Here is a 17,389-nt window from a genome sequence, read left to right as displayed (position 1 = left end):
GACTATTGGACCATAGCAGCCAATGGCTCATCGACGGTTGTCGACCTAACCCCGAATTGTGACAGGCTTCCAATTGCGCCACGAGATTATCAAGCCGCGCTCGATCGTTTCGGGCGTCATTTGGTCGGCGCTCGATTCCGCGGTCGGGCAGGCGCTCACGCTCGCAATCTACATGATCATGGCGCGGCTGCTGTCGCCGCAGATTCTCGGCATCGTGGCAACGGGAGCGCTGGCGCTCGAGTTCTGCAGGGCAGTCCTGATCGAGAGCATCGCGATTGCCGTCCAGGCGCGTCCCGATCCGAAGGATGAGGATTACACTGCCTCGTTTTGGCTCATCGCGGGCCTCTCCTTGTTTGCAGCACTCGCACTGTTCGCCTCGAGCGGCGCCATCGAACGATTCTCGGGTCTTTCGGATATTGCCATCGTTCTCAAGGGATTTTGCATCGTGGTGGCTGTGCAAGGCCTGTCACGGACGCACGAAGCCTGGCTGACGCGCAATCAACTCTTTCGATCCCTCGCCATCCGCTCGCTTTCTTCAATCTCTATCGGCGGGGCGGTAGGGATCGCGCTGGCGATACAGGGTTACGGGGTCGTTGCGCTGGTCGGACAGCTCGTCTCGACTTCGTTGATCTCGCTGGTCAGCCTTTGGATCCTGACGCCCTGGCGCCCTCGGCTCCGGGTCAGCCGGCAGGCTGTCATCGATCTCCTGAGTTATGCGCGCTACGTGGCACTGACGGGAATCACGAACTTTGCCAATGCCAATTCCGATCTGATTTTCGTCACTTGGTATACCGGCGCCGCCGGCGCGGGCTTCTACAGCCTTGCCAAGCGCCTGGTCAACGCCGTGAGTACCGTGATCGGGAATGCGTTGAACCGCGTGTTCTTTTCGACCATCGCTGGCCTCCAGCATGACCGGGAAGCATCGCGTTCGACGCTGGTCGACTTCGTCAAATACACGTCACTGCTGACAGCCCCGCTTTTCGCGGGGATAGCGGCTCTGGCGCCGGATCTCATCGTCGGTTTCTTCGGATCCAAGTGGGGCGAGGCCGCCCCTCTGCTCGCGATCATGTCGATCACCGGGTTCTTGACCACGATCGGCCTCTACAATCACTCGGTGATCCTGGCATTCGGCAAACCGCACTGGCAGACTTGGCTGACGCTGATCTACGCGGTTTCGAACATAACGATCTTCATCCTCGCTGCGCCATTTGGCCTTATCGCGATCGCTGTCGGCTATGTCGTTCGCGCCTTGTTGCTGTATCCGCTATCCGCCGGAGCCTCGATGCGGATCTTGTCGCTCGGCATCAGGCCCTATGCCGCGGCGCTGATGCCCGCACTTGCGGGCTCCGCGGTGATGGCATGCGCAGTCGTTGCTGCCTCCGTAACCATGCCGGCCGCGTCGCCATGGCTGCGTCTCGCCGCGCTCGTGCTGCTTGGTTCTTCGGTCTATCTTGCCGTTGTCATGGCGGTCGCCCGGCCGGCCGTGGTGCGGATATGCCAGGAAGTCTGGGGTCGTGTGCGGCGATCGTCTAAGACCTAGCCAGAATTCGGCTTGCACGCACCAGCTAGCTTGCGTTGGCCGCCTGTCTGGCCTCGGCAAGACCGAGCGGCTCGGGCTTCGGGACGCGGGCTGATCTTGCCCCGCCAGGCGCAAGCCGGTTGATCAATCTTCGAGCGGGATCTTCGACGTAGCGATATGTCACGTCGGCAACGACGGTCAGAACGATGCAGCAGACCAATGCAAACACCGGAAACATGCTTGGCTGAAGTCCGAAATAGTGCCAGGCCGGCTTGAAGAGCAGGATCAACAGCACTTCGTGCACCATGTAGATGGCATATGACGTGTTGCCGAGGCGGCCGAGCCAATCGGAGCCGGGAAACCGCGCGAAGGCGCTTTCTCCCGTGGCAGTGACGAGGATCGCGAGAGAGAACAGTATGATTGCAAGGTCGGGCTTGGCAAAGAAGTTGAGAACCAGGATCGAGACGGCAAACAGCGCTATTCCGGCGAATGCAACCGGCTTCTTGCGATAGTCGCTCGAGAGCCTGAACAGGACGGTTAGGAGAATCCCGTTCAGGAAGCTCGGAAGCGCCCGTAACATCCCGAAATCGAAAGTTGCCCCGTACATCTGTGAGCGTTCCTGCCAGATCGGCAGGTGAGCATGGGCAAGGATGCCGTAAGAGAGCGCGACGATGATCGCGAGCATCAGCGGCGAGATCTTCCCGGCCAGCAGCATGAACAATGGGAATAATAGGTAACAGAACAGCTCGGCGCTGATGGACCAAGCCGGCGAGTTGAAGCTGAGATGATCTGTGATACCCCACGCCTGCACGAGGAAGAGGTTTTGAATGAAATCCGTCCAGCTCGCGTGCGAGGTCGGACCGGATATGCCGATGAGAGCAAGCACGGCGAATATCAACAAGGTGAGCAGATGCAAGGGGTAGATCCGCGCGATCCGCCTAACGAGAAAGCGCGCATAGGAGCGCAGGCCGGTCGAGCTTGAAGGATAGGAATAGGAGATCACGAAGCCGGACAGGATGAAGAACATGTCCACGAACAGGCCATAGGACCCGTTCCAGGCCGGTGAGATGCCCTTGTCGATCAGCTTCAGGTGGAAGATGAAGACCCCGAGCGCGGCGACGAAGCGGTAGAAGTCGAGAACGACAAAACGTCTTGCTTCACTGGCTTCCATCGGGCCTCGGAGTCCTTGCGCGGTTCGTTTCCCTTCTAGAGTCGAATTGTGACGCAAGTTCGCAAGCGCGGCGGCCCGCCCGAATTCATGGGGCCTATCCAATTGCGAATGGGAGTCAGCTCTGCTCATCGATGAGGCAGGCGACAAACGAACAGAGCCGGGACCCTGCTCGGTCCCGGCTCCCTTAGCGCTGTTGGCGCCCGTTTGGGCAGATTTCGCCGTGCTTAGACGAACACGAAGTCGTGGCTGGTCAGGCTGGAGACGTAGACGTTCTTCAGCAGGATCGAATCGGTCGCCGAGAAAGTGATGAGCGCGTTCGTGCCGGACTGCGTGATCTGGAGCTGGCTGTAGTCCTCCGCCAGCAGTTTCGAGATCGCGATCGTGTCGTGCGTCGTCCCGCTGCCGGCCTGGAAGTTGAGGATCTGGTCCTGGCCGTGGTCGTACGCGATGGTCGTCGAGTTCGGCGCCGCCGAGAACACGTCATTGCCGGCCCCGCCCTGGATCGTCACGCCGCTGGCGACGGCCGTGACGTTGTGGGTGCCATCGGACTTGGTCTGATCGATGAACTCGAGCGCCTTGGCGGTGTTGTAGCTCTCGTGCTGCGTGACGCCGGCCTGTCCGTTGAAGTTGAACAGGAAGACGTCCCTCGAGCCGTCGGCGTGGCTGGCGATCTCCTGGGTCTTGATGCCGGCGCTGTTATAGATGTCGGTCAGCTTGCTGCCGTCATTGTTGATGACTTGCGTATAGTCCAGAGTGCCGTCGGCGTGGGTCCTTGTGATCTCGACGATCTTGCCCGAGGCATCGAGGTGCTGGTGCTGCGTCGTGTAGGACTGGCCTGTGATGTTGTAGTTCCAGTTGTCCGACGTGCCGTCGGCGTTCTTGATATAGGCAGCGGTCTTGATACCGCCGGTGTAGACCGTGGTGGAACTGTAGCCGTCGCTCTTGGTCGTCACCTCGCTGGTGATAATTCCTTTGGCGTCATACCAGCCCGAGGTCTTGGTGCCGTCGGCGCTCTGCACAAGGGTGAATGCCAGGCTGTCGTCGGCGTGGGTCCGCACGATGTGCGTCAGGAAACCGGTGGTATCGTAGGTATCGTGCTCTTTCGTGTAGTTCTGACCGACGACGTTGAAGAGATAGACATCCCTCGAGCCGTCGGAGTGATAGTCGGTTTGTGTCTTCTTGAGGCCTGCAGCGTCGTAATTGGTCACGACGCTGCCACCATCGCTGCCGACGACCTGGGTATAGTCGAGCGTGCCGTCGGCGTGCCAGCGGGTCACCTCCGTCGTCTTGCCGGTCGGATCGAGATGCTGGTGCTGCGTGGCATAGCTCTGGCCGGTGATGTTGTAGGTGTAATTGTCTTGGCTCAGGTCGGCATTGGTGATGTAGGCCGCAGTTTTCAGGCCGTTGGTATAGACCGTTGTCGAGCTGTAACCGTCGGCCTTCGTGATCACCTCGCTGGTGAGGACCCCCTTGGCATCGTACCAGTCCGTCGTCTTGGTCCCGTCCTTGCTCTGCACCAGCTTGAACGCCATGCTGCCGTCCGCGTGCTTCCGGATCAGCGTCGTGAGAAAGCCGGTTGCATCGTAGACATTGTGTTCGGTCGTGTAGTTCTGGCCGGTGATGTTGTAGAGGAAGACGTCCTTGCTGCCATCAGCGTGGTACTCGGATTGCTTCGTCCGTACTCCCGTCGAGTCATAGATGGTGACGACGCTGCTCCCGTCGTTGTTGACGACCTGGGTATAGTCGAGCGTGCCATCCGCGTGCTTGCGGGTGACGGACGTGACCTTGCCGGACGGATCGATGTGCTGGATCAGCGTGGTGTAGCTCTGGCCGGTGATGCCGAAGGCATAGTTGTCCAGGCTGCCGTCGGCGTTCTTGATATAGGCTTTAGTCTTGACGCCGTTGCTGTAGAGGGTTGTCGAGGTGAAGCCGTCGGCCTTTTGGACCACCTCGCTGGTGAGGCTGCCGGCGGCATTGTACCAGTTGGTCGTCTTGGTGCCGTCGGCGGTTTGCATCAGCTCGAAGGCCAGGCTGCCGTCGGCATGCAGGCGCGTCAGGGTCGTGAGGAATCCGGTCGAATCGTAAACGTCGTGCTGGGTCGTATAGTTCTGGCCCTTGATGTTGTACGTCCAGACATCCTTGCTGCGATCGGCATGGTAGGCGGTCTCGATCAGTTTCACTCCCGTAGCGCTGTACAACGTGATCACGCTGCTGCCGTCACTATTGTAGACCTGGGTCGAGTCCAGCGTGCCGTCGGCGTGGCTGCGGATCACCGAGGTGACCTTCCCGGAGGCGTCGAGGTGCTGCACCTGGGTGGTGAAGCTCTTGCCCGTGATGTTGTAGGTATAGTTGTCCTGCGAGCGGTCCGCGTTCTTGACATAGGCGGCTGTCTTCACGCCGTTCGTGTAGAGCGTGGTGGAGTAATAGCCGTCGGACTTCTGGACGACTTCGCTCAGCAGGGTGCCGGCCGTGTTGTAGGTGTCGGTTGTCCGGGTTGCGTCGGTTCCGACATGAACGAATTTCGTCTGCACGCCGCCGGTGTAGCTGATCACGTCTTTGGAGCCGTCGCTGTGGACGATGGTGGTCGAGGTCGGCTGTCCGCTTGAATTGAGGCCGGTGTCGGATTTCGAGAGCAGCTTGCCGCTCGAATCGTAAGTCTTCGTGCTGGTCCAGGTCGCCGCCGAGTTCGTTACCGAGAACGTATATCCGCCCTGGATCTTGGACAGCGCGTTGCCGTAATGGGCGATCATGTAGTCCATGGTCGCTTTCGAGGCGACCTGCAGGACGTGGGAGTCGGTCAGGGTGATTGTCTGCAGCGCCGTCGAGTCGCTCAGATCGGACAGTTGCGGCACGATCTCCGCAGCCGTTCCGGTGACGCTGGTCCTTGTGTCCGGGGCGGGCGGCGTAGTCGGGGGCGCGTCGATCTCGATGATCACCGGGTGATCGCTGACCGGAATGGTGATGGTGCTGACGTCGGTGTAGCTGGCGATCGCTGTGGTGCCGGTCAGCGTGTCGTACACCTTCACGGTATGATGGACGGCGCCGAGGTTCACCGTCACCGTCTGGGCCGCATTGGACAGCTCGGTATCGGTGGCATCGTTCCAGAGCTTCGGCTCGGCCCAGACGACGAGTTCGTAGGCGCCATTGCTCTTGCCGAGCACCATGCTGTTGCCGGTGGCCGGCATGTTGCTCAGCGTGTAGTTCAATGGGTCAGTCGGCTGCAGGCCGCCCTTGCCGTCGTCGGCCAGAATGGTCGTCAGGTTGTGAATCGCCGTCGCGGCGAGCTTGGGCGTGCCGTCGGAGTTGAACAGGCCGAAATTGGCTTCGGGATTGGTGTTGGCGGCAGACGAGTCGCGGTCGAACAGCTCGTAGAGGTAAGTCGCGCTCGCGCCGGCCTTGTAGGCGACGACCAGCGTGTTCAGGATCGATTTGGCCTGCACCGTCTCGTTGACGCCGAGATACTGGGTATTGTTTTGCGTGGTATAACCGGTTTCCGTGATGACGACGGGCTTTCCCGGTGCCGCGCCCATGACGGCGCTCAGCGTCGCCGCAATGGAGTTGCTCGGATTGAGGCCGGTGCTGACATAGGCGTGGGCGTTGGCATAGTCGACCGAGCCCGACATGTTGCCGAGCTGGCTGTAGCCTTGCGGATCGTTGTAGGCCAATGACAGATTGTAGACGGGGATGCTGGCGAGCGCCGCGTTGGAATTGACGGCCTGATAGAGCGCGCTCTGGAACTGAGCCGCGGCCGAGAGGCTGGAGCTGCCATTGTAGCTGAAGGGCTGGTGATTGGCCTCGTTGAGACCCTCGATGGCGCTGATGCTGCCCGCGTGGGTCGCCGCGAACTTCTCGAGCGAGTCGATGTACTTCTGAAGTCCGGCCGTCCCCGTCTGCGGCAGGGCGGAGGAGACCAAGAAGTCGAACTTGTAACCGGCCGCGGCGAGGCCCTCGACCACCGGTTGCGCAGCGGGGCTCGTCCCCATCGCGTCGCGGAGATGGGTGACGCCGATATATTCGAGGCTGTCGGCCATCAGCGCGAGGTTGTTGTAGCCGGTCCATCCGAAACCGGCGTGCGTATTGACGCCGATGGAGTTGATGAAGCCGCTGGCGGACAGGATGGTTTGATCAGACATTGCAAACTCGAGTTTGAGCGCGAACGAAATTGCTCGCAGGGATTTGCGTCGAAGCTTCTCTGTCGAGTGTGAATTTCAGATAAAAATCGAAGCTACAAATCGCGAGTGAAATGCGGTTCCTTGCGCAGGAACAGCTCGACTCGTGTTGCAGCAGAATGCTGATGCGATGCCCGTGCAGGATGGCGTGAGAAAGGCGCTTTCAAGATTTCCACGATTCACGCTGCTAAATATATGCGCAAGCGGTGCGAGTTCGATCCAACGCTTCGGCTTGAGAGCGTGTCATACGAACGCGGCGCTGGGGTGCGACTCTTCGTCTGCGTCATCGGATTGCACAGGGACCCGGCAGATGCCATTTTCACGGGCGAGTAAGTTGACAGATTCTATCGCGTTGGTTGCGTCCGTATTTTCCCGGATATTGCCATTTGGTTGGACCGGGGAGGCGCAATGGTTCCGTCCAGGAACTGAATCAGCGCGGTGGCCCAACGGCTCAGTTGCTCGCACGCTGCGTTCCGATCCATGCCGGTGCGGCGAATTAGTCGCGGCGGGCCAACATCAGAAAATCTCCGCGCCAACCGATGACGGCTGTCGCGATTCCGGCGATCAAGATCTTGCCGGCAAGCCATGTCGCGGGCTCGGTCGGCATCGCGCCGAGTGATCCGATCAGGACGGCGGCCACCATCGCCTGCGCGACCAGTGACCAGCGCGGGAATGCCTCGAACCGCAGGGTCGGACCGAGCGCAACCACGATCGTCGCGAGCGTGGCGAGGCAAGCGCAGCCGACCGCCTGTTGCGGCGACAGGCCGGCCCATGCCGCGGCCAGCGCGACGGCAGCGACGATCGCGAGCTGGCCGGCCGCAACGATCACGAGCCTCGTTGCGAGCTTCTCCAGGTGCGGAACGACCGCGACGGTCGCCTGGAGATGCGTGTGCAGGAAATAGAAGACGGCCACAACAGGTGCCGTCGTCAGGAAGCCATCAAGGCTCTCCCGCGGCACCAGGATACGGGCTGCATCCGGAATGAAGCCGACGAGACCGCCGAGCAGCACGAGGGTCGTGCAGACCATGAACTCGAACATCCGCCGCGTCGATTGCACCGACCTCATGACGGTTCCGTGCTCGAAATCCTTCACGACATCGGGATAGCTCACGGTGTGGATCGCTGCATTGAGGACCCAGAACGGGCGTTGCAGCAGGTCGAGCGCGATCGAAAATCCGGCGCCGGCGCCCGTCGCGCCCAGCCGGCCGATGATGATGAAGCGGAGCAGCACCGGCACCGAGAGATGGATGACGGACGCACCCGCCGCCAGCATGCCGTAGCGGGAGAAATCCTTCCAGTCGGCCAGCATCGTCCGCAGCGGAACGCGCTCCAGGGGGGTGCGATAGGCCACCAGCCCCGCGAGCAGGCCCAGGGCGTGGCCCGCACTGACGCCGAGCAGCGCCGCTTCCGCCGTTCCCCAAATCGCCGCACCCGCGGCGGCTCCGGTCAGAAGGGCGGTAGCGCGAAACGCCAGGAGAGAGGAGGCGACACCCAGCCGGTCGGACAGGCGGACCGACAGCAAATAAAGGTCGGTCAGGCCCTGAAGCACGGAGATGCCGAGGCCCAGCGCGATGATCCCGGCCGGGAGCACGCTGGCCAGAGATGCGCAGCCGCCGACCACGACGAGCGCGCCTGCGCTCGACAGGCCCGCGGCAAAGAGCGACCACCTCAGCCGCGCCGCCTCGTTCTCCCCGGCTGCTGCCAGGAAACGCAATCCGGCGAGCTGCAGCCACTCGAACATCAGGACGCAGAGCAACTGGCTCGAGGCCAGTGCCAACGAGAAATTGGTGTAGTCGGCGGCGGGCAACAGATGACTGATCGCGAAGATCAGGATGATCGCCGCGGCGCTCTGATAGAGGTAGCCCGCCATCGCGAAGAGGCGTGTCATCTCGGAATGAGGCGCTCCTTGCCGACGGCCCGCGGCGCTTCAGTCGTTGCTGCGCGCACGCGCGACATTCGCTGCTCGCGCAATTGTTCATACAGATTCTTGTATGACGACAGCACGTCGGCAAATATCCATTTGTTGGTATCCGCGATCAGGCGCCGGCTGATCTCGTCGATCTTGTGCGGATCGGAGGCGACTGCGAGCATGCTGTCGGCCAAGGATCGAGGATCGGCTTCAGTCAGCCAGCCGGTCACGCCATGCTCGATCACTTCGGGCATGCCGCCAAAGCGCGTTCCGAGCAGCGGCCTGCCGGCCGCCTTGGCGTCGGCGACGACGAGCGGACCAGGGTCGTGCCAGATCGAGGGGGCAATCACCACGTCGACCTGCTTGTAGAAATCGTCCGGCACCACGAATCCCATGAACTCGATACGCGCATCCGGCGCGAGCGCCCTGAGGCGCCGTTGTTCCTCGTCGCTGACGCGACCGGCGATCAGCATCCGGATGCGATCCCGGGGCAGCATGGCAAGTGCCCGCATCAGATTGTCAATGCCCTTCTCCTCAGTGAGCCGGCCGATGAACCCGAACGTCACTTCCGTGGTGCAGACCGGGCGAGGGTAGGGCTCGCGCGGCGGCTCGGTCGAGGCGTTGCGGATCACGGTGCGGATCGGCGTCTCCGCGAACATGCCCATGTCGGTATGAATGGACAGCACGCGCTCGCTCACGCCGACCACGGCGCTGAGCCAATGCGTCGCCCGCTTGCGATGGAAGGTCAGGATGCTGCAGCTCGTGCAGGTGTGCTCGCAGGAGCGTCCCTTGTCGAAGCGCGAGCAGCGCGGACAGGTCAGATAATAGTCGTGAAGCGTGTGCAGCACCGGCACGCCGAGCTGGGCGGCAACGCGCCAGATCGCGGTGGTCAGACCGGACAGATTGTTGGAGTGCAGCACGTCCGGCTTGAAGGCCCGGATGCGTTCCGCGATCAGCGGCGCCTGCATCTGCCAGTCGTCGACAGCATGCCAGATGCTGCGCAAGACGGCGTTCTTCTGCTCCGTGAAGGGCCGGTAGATGTTCTGGACCGGCGCGGAATAGACGTTGATGCCGTTGCAGCTTTCGCGCTCCTGCCCAGGAGACGATGCGGCCCGGATCACCTCGACCTCGTCTCCGCGTTGCACCAGGCCTTCGGCGAAGCGCCGTGCGAAGATCTCTGCACCGCCGACGATCTTAGGGGCCTGAGGCGTCGGATAAAGCGTGGACGTCAAAAGAACTTTCATCACTGAACCTCATGTTTTGCAAAATCGCGCTTACCGCGCCGGCCTTATCTCCAAAGCGGGCATGGCACCGTTGCTCGCTGCAATGAGGACCGGCGTGGTCGAAACCGGAATCCAGGCACCGGACGCAGGTCTTGCGGCCGAGTCGCACGGCATCGCAAAGGTTGCGCCGTCCTGATCGCCCTTGATCCGGACCTCGTAACGCCGCTCGGGAGTCTCGGACCACACCGCAACTCTGGCGCCGGACGTCGTCGTTGCATTGATCGACACGACGCCGGTGGCGAGCTCGCGTTTCTCGGCGCTCAGGCTGGAGCGGATGAAAGCCCAGGCGCCCTGAACCGCGCAGGCGACCGGCTTCGGCGAATTGTCGAAACGGTAGAGCCCGAAATTGTGCTCCAGGTCCGATGCGTCCTTTCCACTGTCCTTGAGTTCGTAGAACCACATTCCTTTGAGCCAGCGCGCCGCGGTCGATGCCCACAAGATGAGCTGTGCCGTATTGTCGGACTGGGCTTGTTCGCTGACGCCGCATTTATTGGTGGCAGCCGTGGTCCACCCGGTCTCGGTGACATAGATCGGAAAATCGGGGTTTCCGCTGGCCTGGCCGACCAGGCGGTGAAACGCCGTGAGCCGCTCTATGATTTCGGCCGAGGTGCGTTTGCTCGGGCCCATGCAGAAATTGTAGAGATGGATCGATGCGCCGTCCGCATATTGAAGAATGCCGGTCCGCAGCATCTTCTCGGTCCATGTCCAGCCCAGATCGTCGCCGAGCGCGCCCACCAAGAACGGCGCATTTGGCGCCACCCGCTTGACTACCGGCCGCGTGACCTCGGCAAGCGCCCGATAGTTTTCCGGCGAGAACGCAGGATCTTTCTTCGCCGCCAGGTTCCATTCGTTCCAGAGCTCGAACAGCGGATGCTGCGCCACCACCGATTGCGCCGCCGCCGCCGCATAATCGGCGAACCGCTGCCGCGCCTCGTCGGTCGTCGGTGGCGAGGAATTCGGAACGAGATGATGGCCGAAGGCGAGGATCAGGAGAGGGCGCGCGACGCCGGCCTTGACCTGCGCTTCGAGCCTGCCCAGTCGGGGTGTGAAGCCCATCCGGCGTCCCCCAACCTCGAACTCGGACCAGGGAAAATCATCGCGAAAGGAATTGAGACCGAGTTGCTTGATCTGGGCGACGTTTTCCGAAGGCACGTATCCGCGCGCGCTCACCGGGCCGCCCAGCCCCTGATGCGTGCCGACCCCGAGCAGGAATCGGGCATCGAGCGGTTGCGCCTGCTGTGCGCAGACCGAGACCGGAAGGAGAATGGATGCGATGAGGCTCGCGAGGCGGAGGCTGTCGCGAACCAAAGTGCGTGGGAGCGGTGCAGCCATCAGAAATTCTTGGAGAGATCCGACTGCAGCCCCGCCTTCGCTGCGACGGGCGTCTGGTCGTCCTGAAGCAGCTCGACATAGACCTGCTGCAATTGCGCATGCGTCTTCTCGACGTCATAGAGCTGCTTGAACCGGTCGTAGCCGCGCTGCCCCAGCACCTTGAGATCGAGATCGAGTGCGCGCCGGAAACCATCCACGAGCGGCTGGACCGCGACGGGTTCGCAAAGCACGCCGGTCACGCCATCGACGACGATCTCGGGCAAAGCTCCGCTACGGAACGCCAGGATGGGCTTGGCCGCCCGCATCGCTTCGAGCGCAACGAGGCCAAAGGCTTCCCAACGTGACGGAATCACGACGAGGTCGGCGGCCTCGAGCTGGGTCTCGATGGTCGGGCGGTCGAGCCAGCCCAACAGGGACACGTTGGACGGGACGGTCGGACCTTCGTACTTGTTGACGACGGAGGCGCCGATCATGCGGACGTCCAGCACATCCTCGAGCGCGCGTGCCGCTTCGATCAGCAGATCGAACCCCTTCTGCCGGTCCAGGCGTCCGATGAACAGCACCTTGACCTTCTTCGAGGTCCAGTCAGCCGCGACGGGCTGCGGCGTGCGGCTCTTCGAGATGCCGTTGTGGACCACGGTGAGGCGGTCGGCAGGAATTCCCGCGCGCACCGCCTCGCTATACTCGTCGCCGGAGATGCAGATGATTCGGTCCGAGGTGCGCGCAAGCAGGTTCTCCGCCGCCTTCGTCAGCTTATGACTGAAGCGGCCGGTCTCGCGCGAAAATGCCCAGCCGTGCGGACAATAGACGACGCGCGGTCCGCCCGAGCGGGCTGCGAGCGCGGGCCGGAGCACGAGCCCTGCAAAGGAAGAATGCAGGTGCACCACGTCCGGTCTGAAGGCATCCAGCGCTTGCATGGTGGCACGCAGCATCTGGAATAGGCCGGCGACGCTGCGGCCGGATCGTTCGAATGTTGTAATCTGGTTGTCATCGATCGCACCGAGGTCGCCCCGATGATCCGACGGTACAACATAGTGCACGTTCTCGGCACCGAAGCTGGCCTGCTGCTGAGGATGCAACTCGTTCAGATAGCTCGCGATCCCGCCACGGATCGTTTCGGCGATGTGCAGCACTTTCATCGTTTGCCTTGCGTAGGGCCGCGTTGGAGAGCCGGACATCTGTATCCCTGTTCTGTGTTCGCTAGTGCGAAACACAGTTCCTCGAATACGTAGCGATATTGGGGCAGCGATGTGGTGATGTTGCGCCAAGGCACTCGTGCTTGCGATCACCGCAAGAACGAAGAAAAAGAATCATGGAACCAGGCAAAGAGCTGCGAGTTGCAAACCGTTTGTGCAAGAACCGTTGCGCGCGATAGGCGAACCGCGCCTCGTTTCACGCAGCGCTGGCGACGTTCGCCGGCACTGCGAGGTGATCGAGCAACGTCTTCGCCGATTTCTTCCACGAATAGAGTGCAAGGCGATCCTGTTGCCGCCGGCGTTCCTGGTCCGAGATCGCGCCGATTGCCAATCTTTCGAGCATGAGCTGCTTCAGCGCATCGGCATCAGTGGCGTCAAAATACGCAGCCGCGTCGCCGCACGTCTCCACGACGGCGTCGGCCCTCGAGGCGATCACCGGGCAGCCGAAGATCATGGCTTCGAGCGGCGGCACGCCGAACCCCTCGTAGAGCGAGGGAAACACGAAGGCCGATGCGTGCGCATAGAGCGCGGCAATCTCGCTGTCGGTCAGACGGCCGGCCAGCACCAGGCCGGAAGCCCCTTCGCCCGAATTATCCTGAAAGACCTTGCTGTTATCGCCGCCGACAATGACCAGGGGAACGTCGGCCCGGTCGAGCAGCTGGATGGCGCGGATCGCGACGGACAGATTCTTGTTCTTGGTTTTCGAGCCCACGAAGAGGAAGAACTTCTGCGGCTGAACGCCAAGTCGGGCCAGGATGCTGGGATCGGGCTTCGTGGCTGCAAAGTGCTCGGCGCTGTTGGGGAAGACGGGAATGCGCGATGCCGAGAGATTCAGCACGTCCGCAAGCTCCTTGCGGGAAAATCCCGACACCGTTGCGATGCTTGCGTGCCGCGCGAGCATCCGGCCCATCGTGCGATGGACGGTCAGATAGCGCCAATTGAAGAAGTCGGGCCTGCGAAAGACCTGGGCGTCGTGAAGCACGACAATATGGTCGCGATGGAAGACAGGCCCGGAATTGGCCAGGCTGATCAAGCGGCCTCCGGCGGCAGCGCGGGCGAGATCGATTTGATCCCACGCGTGCCCATGCAACCGGCCGACAGCGCGAATCTTGATCCGGTCGAGATTAAGTTCCTCGCTTGCATCCGCGGGCTTCAACAATTGCCAGTCTGCGTTGCGCAGCGAGGCCGGAATCTGCTCCGACGCGAGCAGCACGTCGATTGCCTTGACCATTTCAGCGGCATAGCGCTGCACGCCCGTGAGCTTTTGCGACAGAAAGCGGCCGTTGATGAAGAATTTCAATTGAGGACCACGATGGTTCATGGAGTTCCGGCCGGGTTCGCGGGGAGCTCGCGGTGGAGGAGCCGCACGTGAGCAATCGTTAGGTACAGAAATATGACGCAGCCGGGCATGGCTCGGAGGCGCCGCCTGCATGGCCCGGCGTCGCCTTGCTGCGTGCCAGGCCGGGGTGTAGAGGTCGGCCATGACCGATGACACCCACTCCTTCCGCTGCGGCTCGCTCACCGCGACCGTCAAGGCGCACGGCGCCGAGCTCTGCTCGCTGAAGGGCGGCGGCACCGAATTCCTTTGGCAGGCGGGGCCGGAATGGCCGCGTCACGCGCCGCTGCTGTTTCCGATCGTCGGGCGCCTTGCCAACGACGAATTGCGGCATCAGGGCAAGACGTATCGGATGACGCAGCACGGCTTCGCCCGCGACAGCCGCTTTGCGTGGGCAGAACGCGGCGAGAGCCGTTGCACCCTGGTGCTCGAGGACAATGAGACGACGCGCGCGCTCTATCCGTTCCCGTTCCGGCTGACGGCGGCCTATGCTCTCGATGAGTCCGGCCTCGATCTGACGCTCACGATCGCCAACACCGGCAAGGAGACGTTGCCGGCCTCGCTCGGCGGTCATCCCGCCTTCAATTGGCCGCTGCAGCCCGGCGCGGCGAAGGAGAGCCATGCGCTGACTTTCGCGAGCGCCGAACCGTCTCCGGTCCGCCGTCTCGAAGGTGGATTGCTGCGGCCGGCAGCGGAGCCGAGCCCGGTCAAAGGCACCTCGCTTCCCTTGTCGGACTCCCTGTTCGTCGACGACGCCATCATCCTTGACCGCATCGAGAGCACTTCGGTCCGCTATGCCGCGGCGGGAGGTGCATCGACCGGGCCATGGCTGAAAATGTCCTGGCGCGGATTTCGCGAGCTCGGCGTCTGGTCGAAACCGTCAGGCGCGCCGTTCCTCTGCATCGAGCCCTGGCGCGGCTACGCAAGTCCCGCCGGCTTCCATGGCGAGTTCGCCGACAAGCCGGGACTGATGCACATCGCGCCGGGCGCTGAGGAAGAGTTATCCTACCGGATCGAGGTCGGATCGTCCTGACGCCGAACGGCTTCCGCACGCATGATTTGTTGCGGCGCGCGTGCTTCGATCTTCGATCATCCTCAGACCTCGATGCGCGTGAGATCCTCGCCGACCACGACGGGTCCTGCATAGTCCCGCCTGACGTCATCAAGCAATGCGTTCAGCATGGCATCGTCGGTGCGCGGACGGTGATGGGTCAGCGCGAGCTTCTTGACGCCGGCTTTGGCCGCGATCTTCCCGACGGTGTCGCCGCAGGCGATCGTATATTTCGCGAGCCGGCGCAAATGTTCGTTGTTGATCTCCGGCGTGGCGAGGAAGCAGCACTGCACCAGCAGGTCGGCTCCCTCGGCCAGCCGCTCGAGCCCGGGGCAGGGGACGGTGTCGCCGGAAATAGCAATGACCTTGCCTTCCGCTTCGAAGCGATAGCCGAGACACATCCAGCGCGCCAGAAAGGCCGGCGACATGTCGAGGCCGTCGCCATGCGAGACCAGTTCGGCACTGATCTTCCAGCGACCGGTGTCGACCACGGGGCCTGGAATGATGTCCGTTGCGGCGACGGGCTTCCAGCCGCCGAAGGTCGGCTCGCCCTGGTCGCGCCAGGCGATGTCCTTGTCGTAGACCTGCGTGACCAGCGTGTTGACGAGGCGTTCGGTCTCGGGCGGCCCGTAGACGCGCAACGCGTCCTTGCGCCCGTGCATCCACGAATTCAACATCACATCGTAGAGATCACCGATGTGATCGAAATGGTGATGGGTGAGGAAGACCGTGTTGATGGCGCCGAGCGGCACGCCCGCCTTGTGAAGCTGCACCATGACGCCACGACCGGCGTCGAACAGGATGTTCTCCTCGCCAAGCCTTATCAGCGTGGTCGTCGCCATGCGGCGCGGGTCCGGGCGCGGGCCGCCGGTGCCGAGCAGTATGACCTCCATGCGCCACCTCCGAGTGCAGGCTTTTGGAGGCACAGTAGATGCGAAGCTCACAGGGGAGCAAGCCGCAGGCGGCCGCTCGAAGTACGAGCTGATGTTCCGAATCGAGAGGCTGTCGGCGCGACGGTGCGCGGAATGAGAATTGTGGGCCAATTCATACTTAATGTGCCAAGAGCATGACCAATGTGACGCGGCGCGACACCGACGTCGACCGCATCCTCGGCCTCGAGGTCGCCGGCGACCATTACGTCACCAAGCCGATCAACCTGCGCGATCTGCTCGCGCGTGCGCGCAGCGTGCTGCGGCGCCGCTCGATCGACCGCAAGGCGGCGCGCAGCCACAATTCGATCGCGTTCGGCGACTGGATCATCGACCTGACCCGGCGCGAATTGCTTGGCAATGACGGCAGGCCGGTGGCGCTGACGCGCGCCGCATTCGACCTGCTGGCGGCGCTCGTCGGCGCCGACGGCAGGCCGCTCAGCCGCGACTATCTGATCGAGGTGGTCAGTAATCGCCAGGCCAGGTCGACATCCGCACCGTCGATGCGCTGGTGGCGCGGCTGCGCCGCAAGCTCGTCGGCAGCGGCACGCCCGTGATCGCGACCGTCACCGGCGTCGGCTACAAGCTCGCGCTCAGCGAGCGGCTGTAGCGCATGATCCGGAAAAGCGTGCAGCGGTTTTCCGGCAAGATCATGCTCAGACAATAGGACATCGCCGTCAGCGCGACGCGACGCGCTTCCAACGTGCTTCGATGCGCGCCTTGATCTGGCCGACCCTGGCCTCATGGGCGGCCCAATAGGCGCGGCTGGCGGCCGCGGTGCCTTGACGATAACGAGCATAGACCGCCTTGGGCTGCACCGGCATCTTCGGGCGGCTCGCCGGTTTCACGGGCGCCGCGGCCGCAACCGCAGCGGCAGCTGCAACCGTGGACGCCGGATCCGGAGCAGCCGCAGTTTCGCGTTCTCCCGGCATCGCGCTCATCGCGACAAGCCGGTTGCGGGCCCGGTTGCAATAGACCTGCGACCGCGCGGTCATCTCCTCTTCGCCATGACCCGCCCGGTATTTCATCAGGGCGCGGCAGAGATCCCCGCCCGAAAGCCGCCAGGCCTGGCTGAGATAGAGCACCCCGTAATGGATGTTGACGTCGGGTTCGGCCAGCTCCGCGCTGCTGCCGCGGAAGCCCAGCATCGCCGCGGTCTCGGGGCGCACCTGCATCAGGCCGATTTCGCCCGCGCTGCCGATGACCGCCGGGTTGTAGCCGCTTTCGACGAAGACGACCGCCTCGGCGATATCGGCCGGCAGATTGGTGTTCTTGGTTTCCCTCTCGATGATCTTCCGGATCGTGGCCCGCGACGACGGCGTTTCGCCGGCGCCGAGCTCGCTGCTGCCGTCGGCCGCATGTGCGCCGATCGGAGTCGACACGAGCAGGACGACCGCGACGTGCTTCCACGTCGCGCCGAGAATGAAGCGTGCCCGATCCCGCAGCATGGGCTTGTCATAGAGCGCCGGAGTTAACAAACCGGCCTCAGGCGTG

Annotated in this window: 11 protein-coding genes and 1 pseudogene; 3 read left to right on the top strand and 9 right to left on the bottom strand. The window is 62.8% G+C overall.

Going from position 1 to position 17,389, the window contains the following annotated elements; all coding sequences use genetic code 11:
* Window positions 1-58 precede the first annotated feature (58 nt).
* Window positions 59-1,540 carry a lipopolysaccharide biosynthesis protein gene (locus tag ACVWYQ_RS14600; RefSeq protein ID WP_271538492.1) on the top strand — a complete coding sequence of 494 codons (1,482 nt, stop codon included), beginning with the start codon at window positions 59-61 and terminating at the stop codon, window positions 1,538-1,540.
* Between the two features lie 25 nt (window positions 1,541-1,565).
* Here ACVWYQ_RS14600 and ACVWYQ_RS14595 read toward each other — a convergent pair whose 3' ends face one another.
* From ACVWYQ_RS14595 to ACVWYQ_RS14565, 7 genes are all read right to left on the bottom strand, one after another.
* On the bottom strand, window positions 1,566-2,690 hold the full coding sequence (locus ACVWYQ_RS14595) for an acyltransferase family protein (RefSeq protein WP_271538490.1): 1,125 nt from the start codon (window positions 2,688-2,690) through the stop codon (window positions 1,566-1,568).
* A 224-nt stretch (window positions 2,691-2,914) separates the two neighbouring features.
* Window positions 2,915-6,823, bottom strand: a complete 3,909-nt coding sequence (locus ACVWYQ_RS14590) for an RHS repeat protein (protein ID WP_456725729.1) — start codon at window positions 6,821-6,823, stop codon at window positions 2,915-2,917.
* Between the two features lie 532 nt (window positions 6,824-7,355).
* Complete coding sequence (locus ACVWYQ_RS14585; RefSeq protein WP_456725728.1) at window positions 7,356-8,747, bottom strand: hypothetical protein; 1,392 nt, start codon at window positions 8,745-8,747, stop codon at window positions 7,356-7,358.
* A complete protein-coding gene (locus ACVWYQ_RS14580) occupies window positions 8,744-10,012 on the bottom strand; it encodes a glycosyltransferase family 4 protein (protein WP_404543476.1) in 1,269 nt (422 codons plus the stop codon). The genes ACVWYQ_RS14585 and ACVWYQ_RS14580 overlap by 4 nt, the downstream gene beginning before the upstream one ends.
* A gap of 30 nt (window positions 10,013-10,042) precedes the next feature.
* Entirely contained in the window at window positions 10,043-11,383 is a 1,341-nt protein-coding gene (locus ACVWYQ_RS14575) for a hypothetical protein (protein ID WP_271538481.1), read from the bottom strand.
* Window positions 11,383-12,522: a glycosyltransferase gene (locus ACVWYQ_RS14570; RefSeq protein WP_456725727.1), complete on the bottom strand. Its 1,140-nt coding sequence runs from the start codon at window positions 12,520-12,522 to the stop codon at window positions 11,383-11,385. The genes ACVWYQ_RS14575 and ACVWYQ_RS14570 overlap by 1 nt, the downstream gene beginning before the upstream one ends.
* Window positions 12,523-12,775: 253 nt before the next feature.
* A complete protein-coding gene (locus ACVWYQ_RS14565; RefSeq protein WP_404546335.1) occupies window positions 12,776-13,879 on the bottom strand; it encodes a glycosyltransferase family 4 protein in 1,104 nt (367 codons plus the stop codon).
* 181 nt (window positions 13,880-14,060) lie between these two features.
* Here ACVWYQ_RS14565 and ACVWYQ_RS14560 point away from each other — a divergent pair, with 181 nt between their 5' ends.
* Complete coding sequence (locus ACVWYQ_RS14560) at window positions 14,061-14,948, top strand: aldose 1-epimerase family protein (RefSeq protein ID WP_404653448.1); 888 nt, start codon at window positions 14,061-14,063, stop codon at window positions 14,946-14,948.
* A 62-nt stretch (window positions 14,949-15,010) separates the two neighbouring features.
* Here the strand turns inward: ACVWYQ_RS14560 and ACVWYQ_RS14555 are convergent, their stop codons facing one another.
* Window positions 15,011-15,859: an MBL fold metallo-hydrolase gene (locus ACVWYQ_RS14555; RefSeq protein ID WP_404543470.1), complete on the bottom strand. Its 849-nt coding sequence runs from the start codon at window positions 15,857-15,859 to the stop codon at window positions 15,011-15,013.
* A gap of 182 nt (window positions 15,860-16,041) precedes the next feature.
* Here ACVWYQ_RS14555 and ACVWYQ_RS14550 point away from each other — a divergent pair.
* Window positions 16,042-16,505: pseudogene (locus tag ACVWYQ_RS14550) on the top strand (winged helix-turn-helix domain-containing protein); the annotation flags it as partial.
* Between the two features lie 67 nt (window positions 16,506-16,572).
* On the opposite strand, the gene ACVWYQ_RS14545 reads toward ACVWYQ_RS14550, so the two are convergent.
* Window positions 16,573-17,343: a transglycosylase SLT domain-containing protein gene (locus ACVWYQ_RS14545; RefSeq protein ID WP_404543469.1), complete on the bottom strand. Its 771-nt coding sequence runs from the start codon at window positions 17,341-17,343 to the stop codon at window positions 16,573-16,575.
* Window positions 17,344-17,389: the final 46 nt, after the last annotated feature.

This window comes from Bradyrhizobium sp. USDA 3397 (assembly GCF_054060965.1).
The sequence above is the reverse complement of the archived record's forward strand: the minus strand, read 5'-3'. Positions and strand labels throughout refer to the sequence as shown.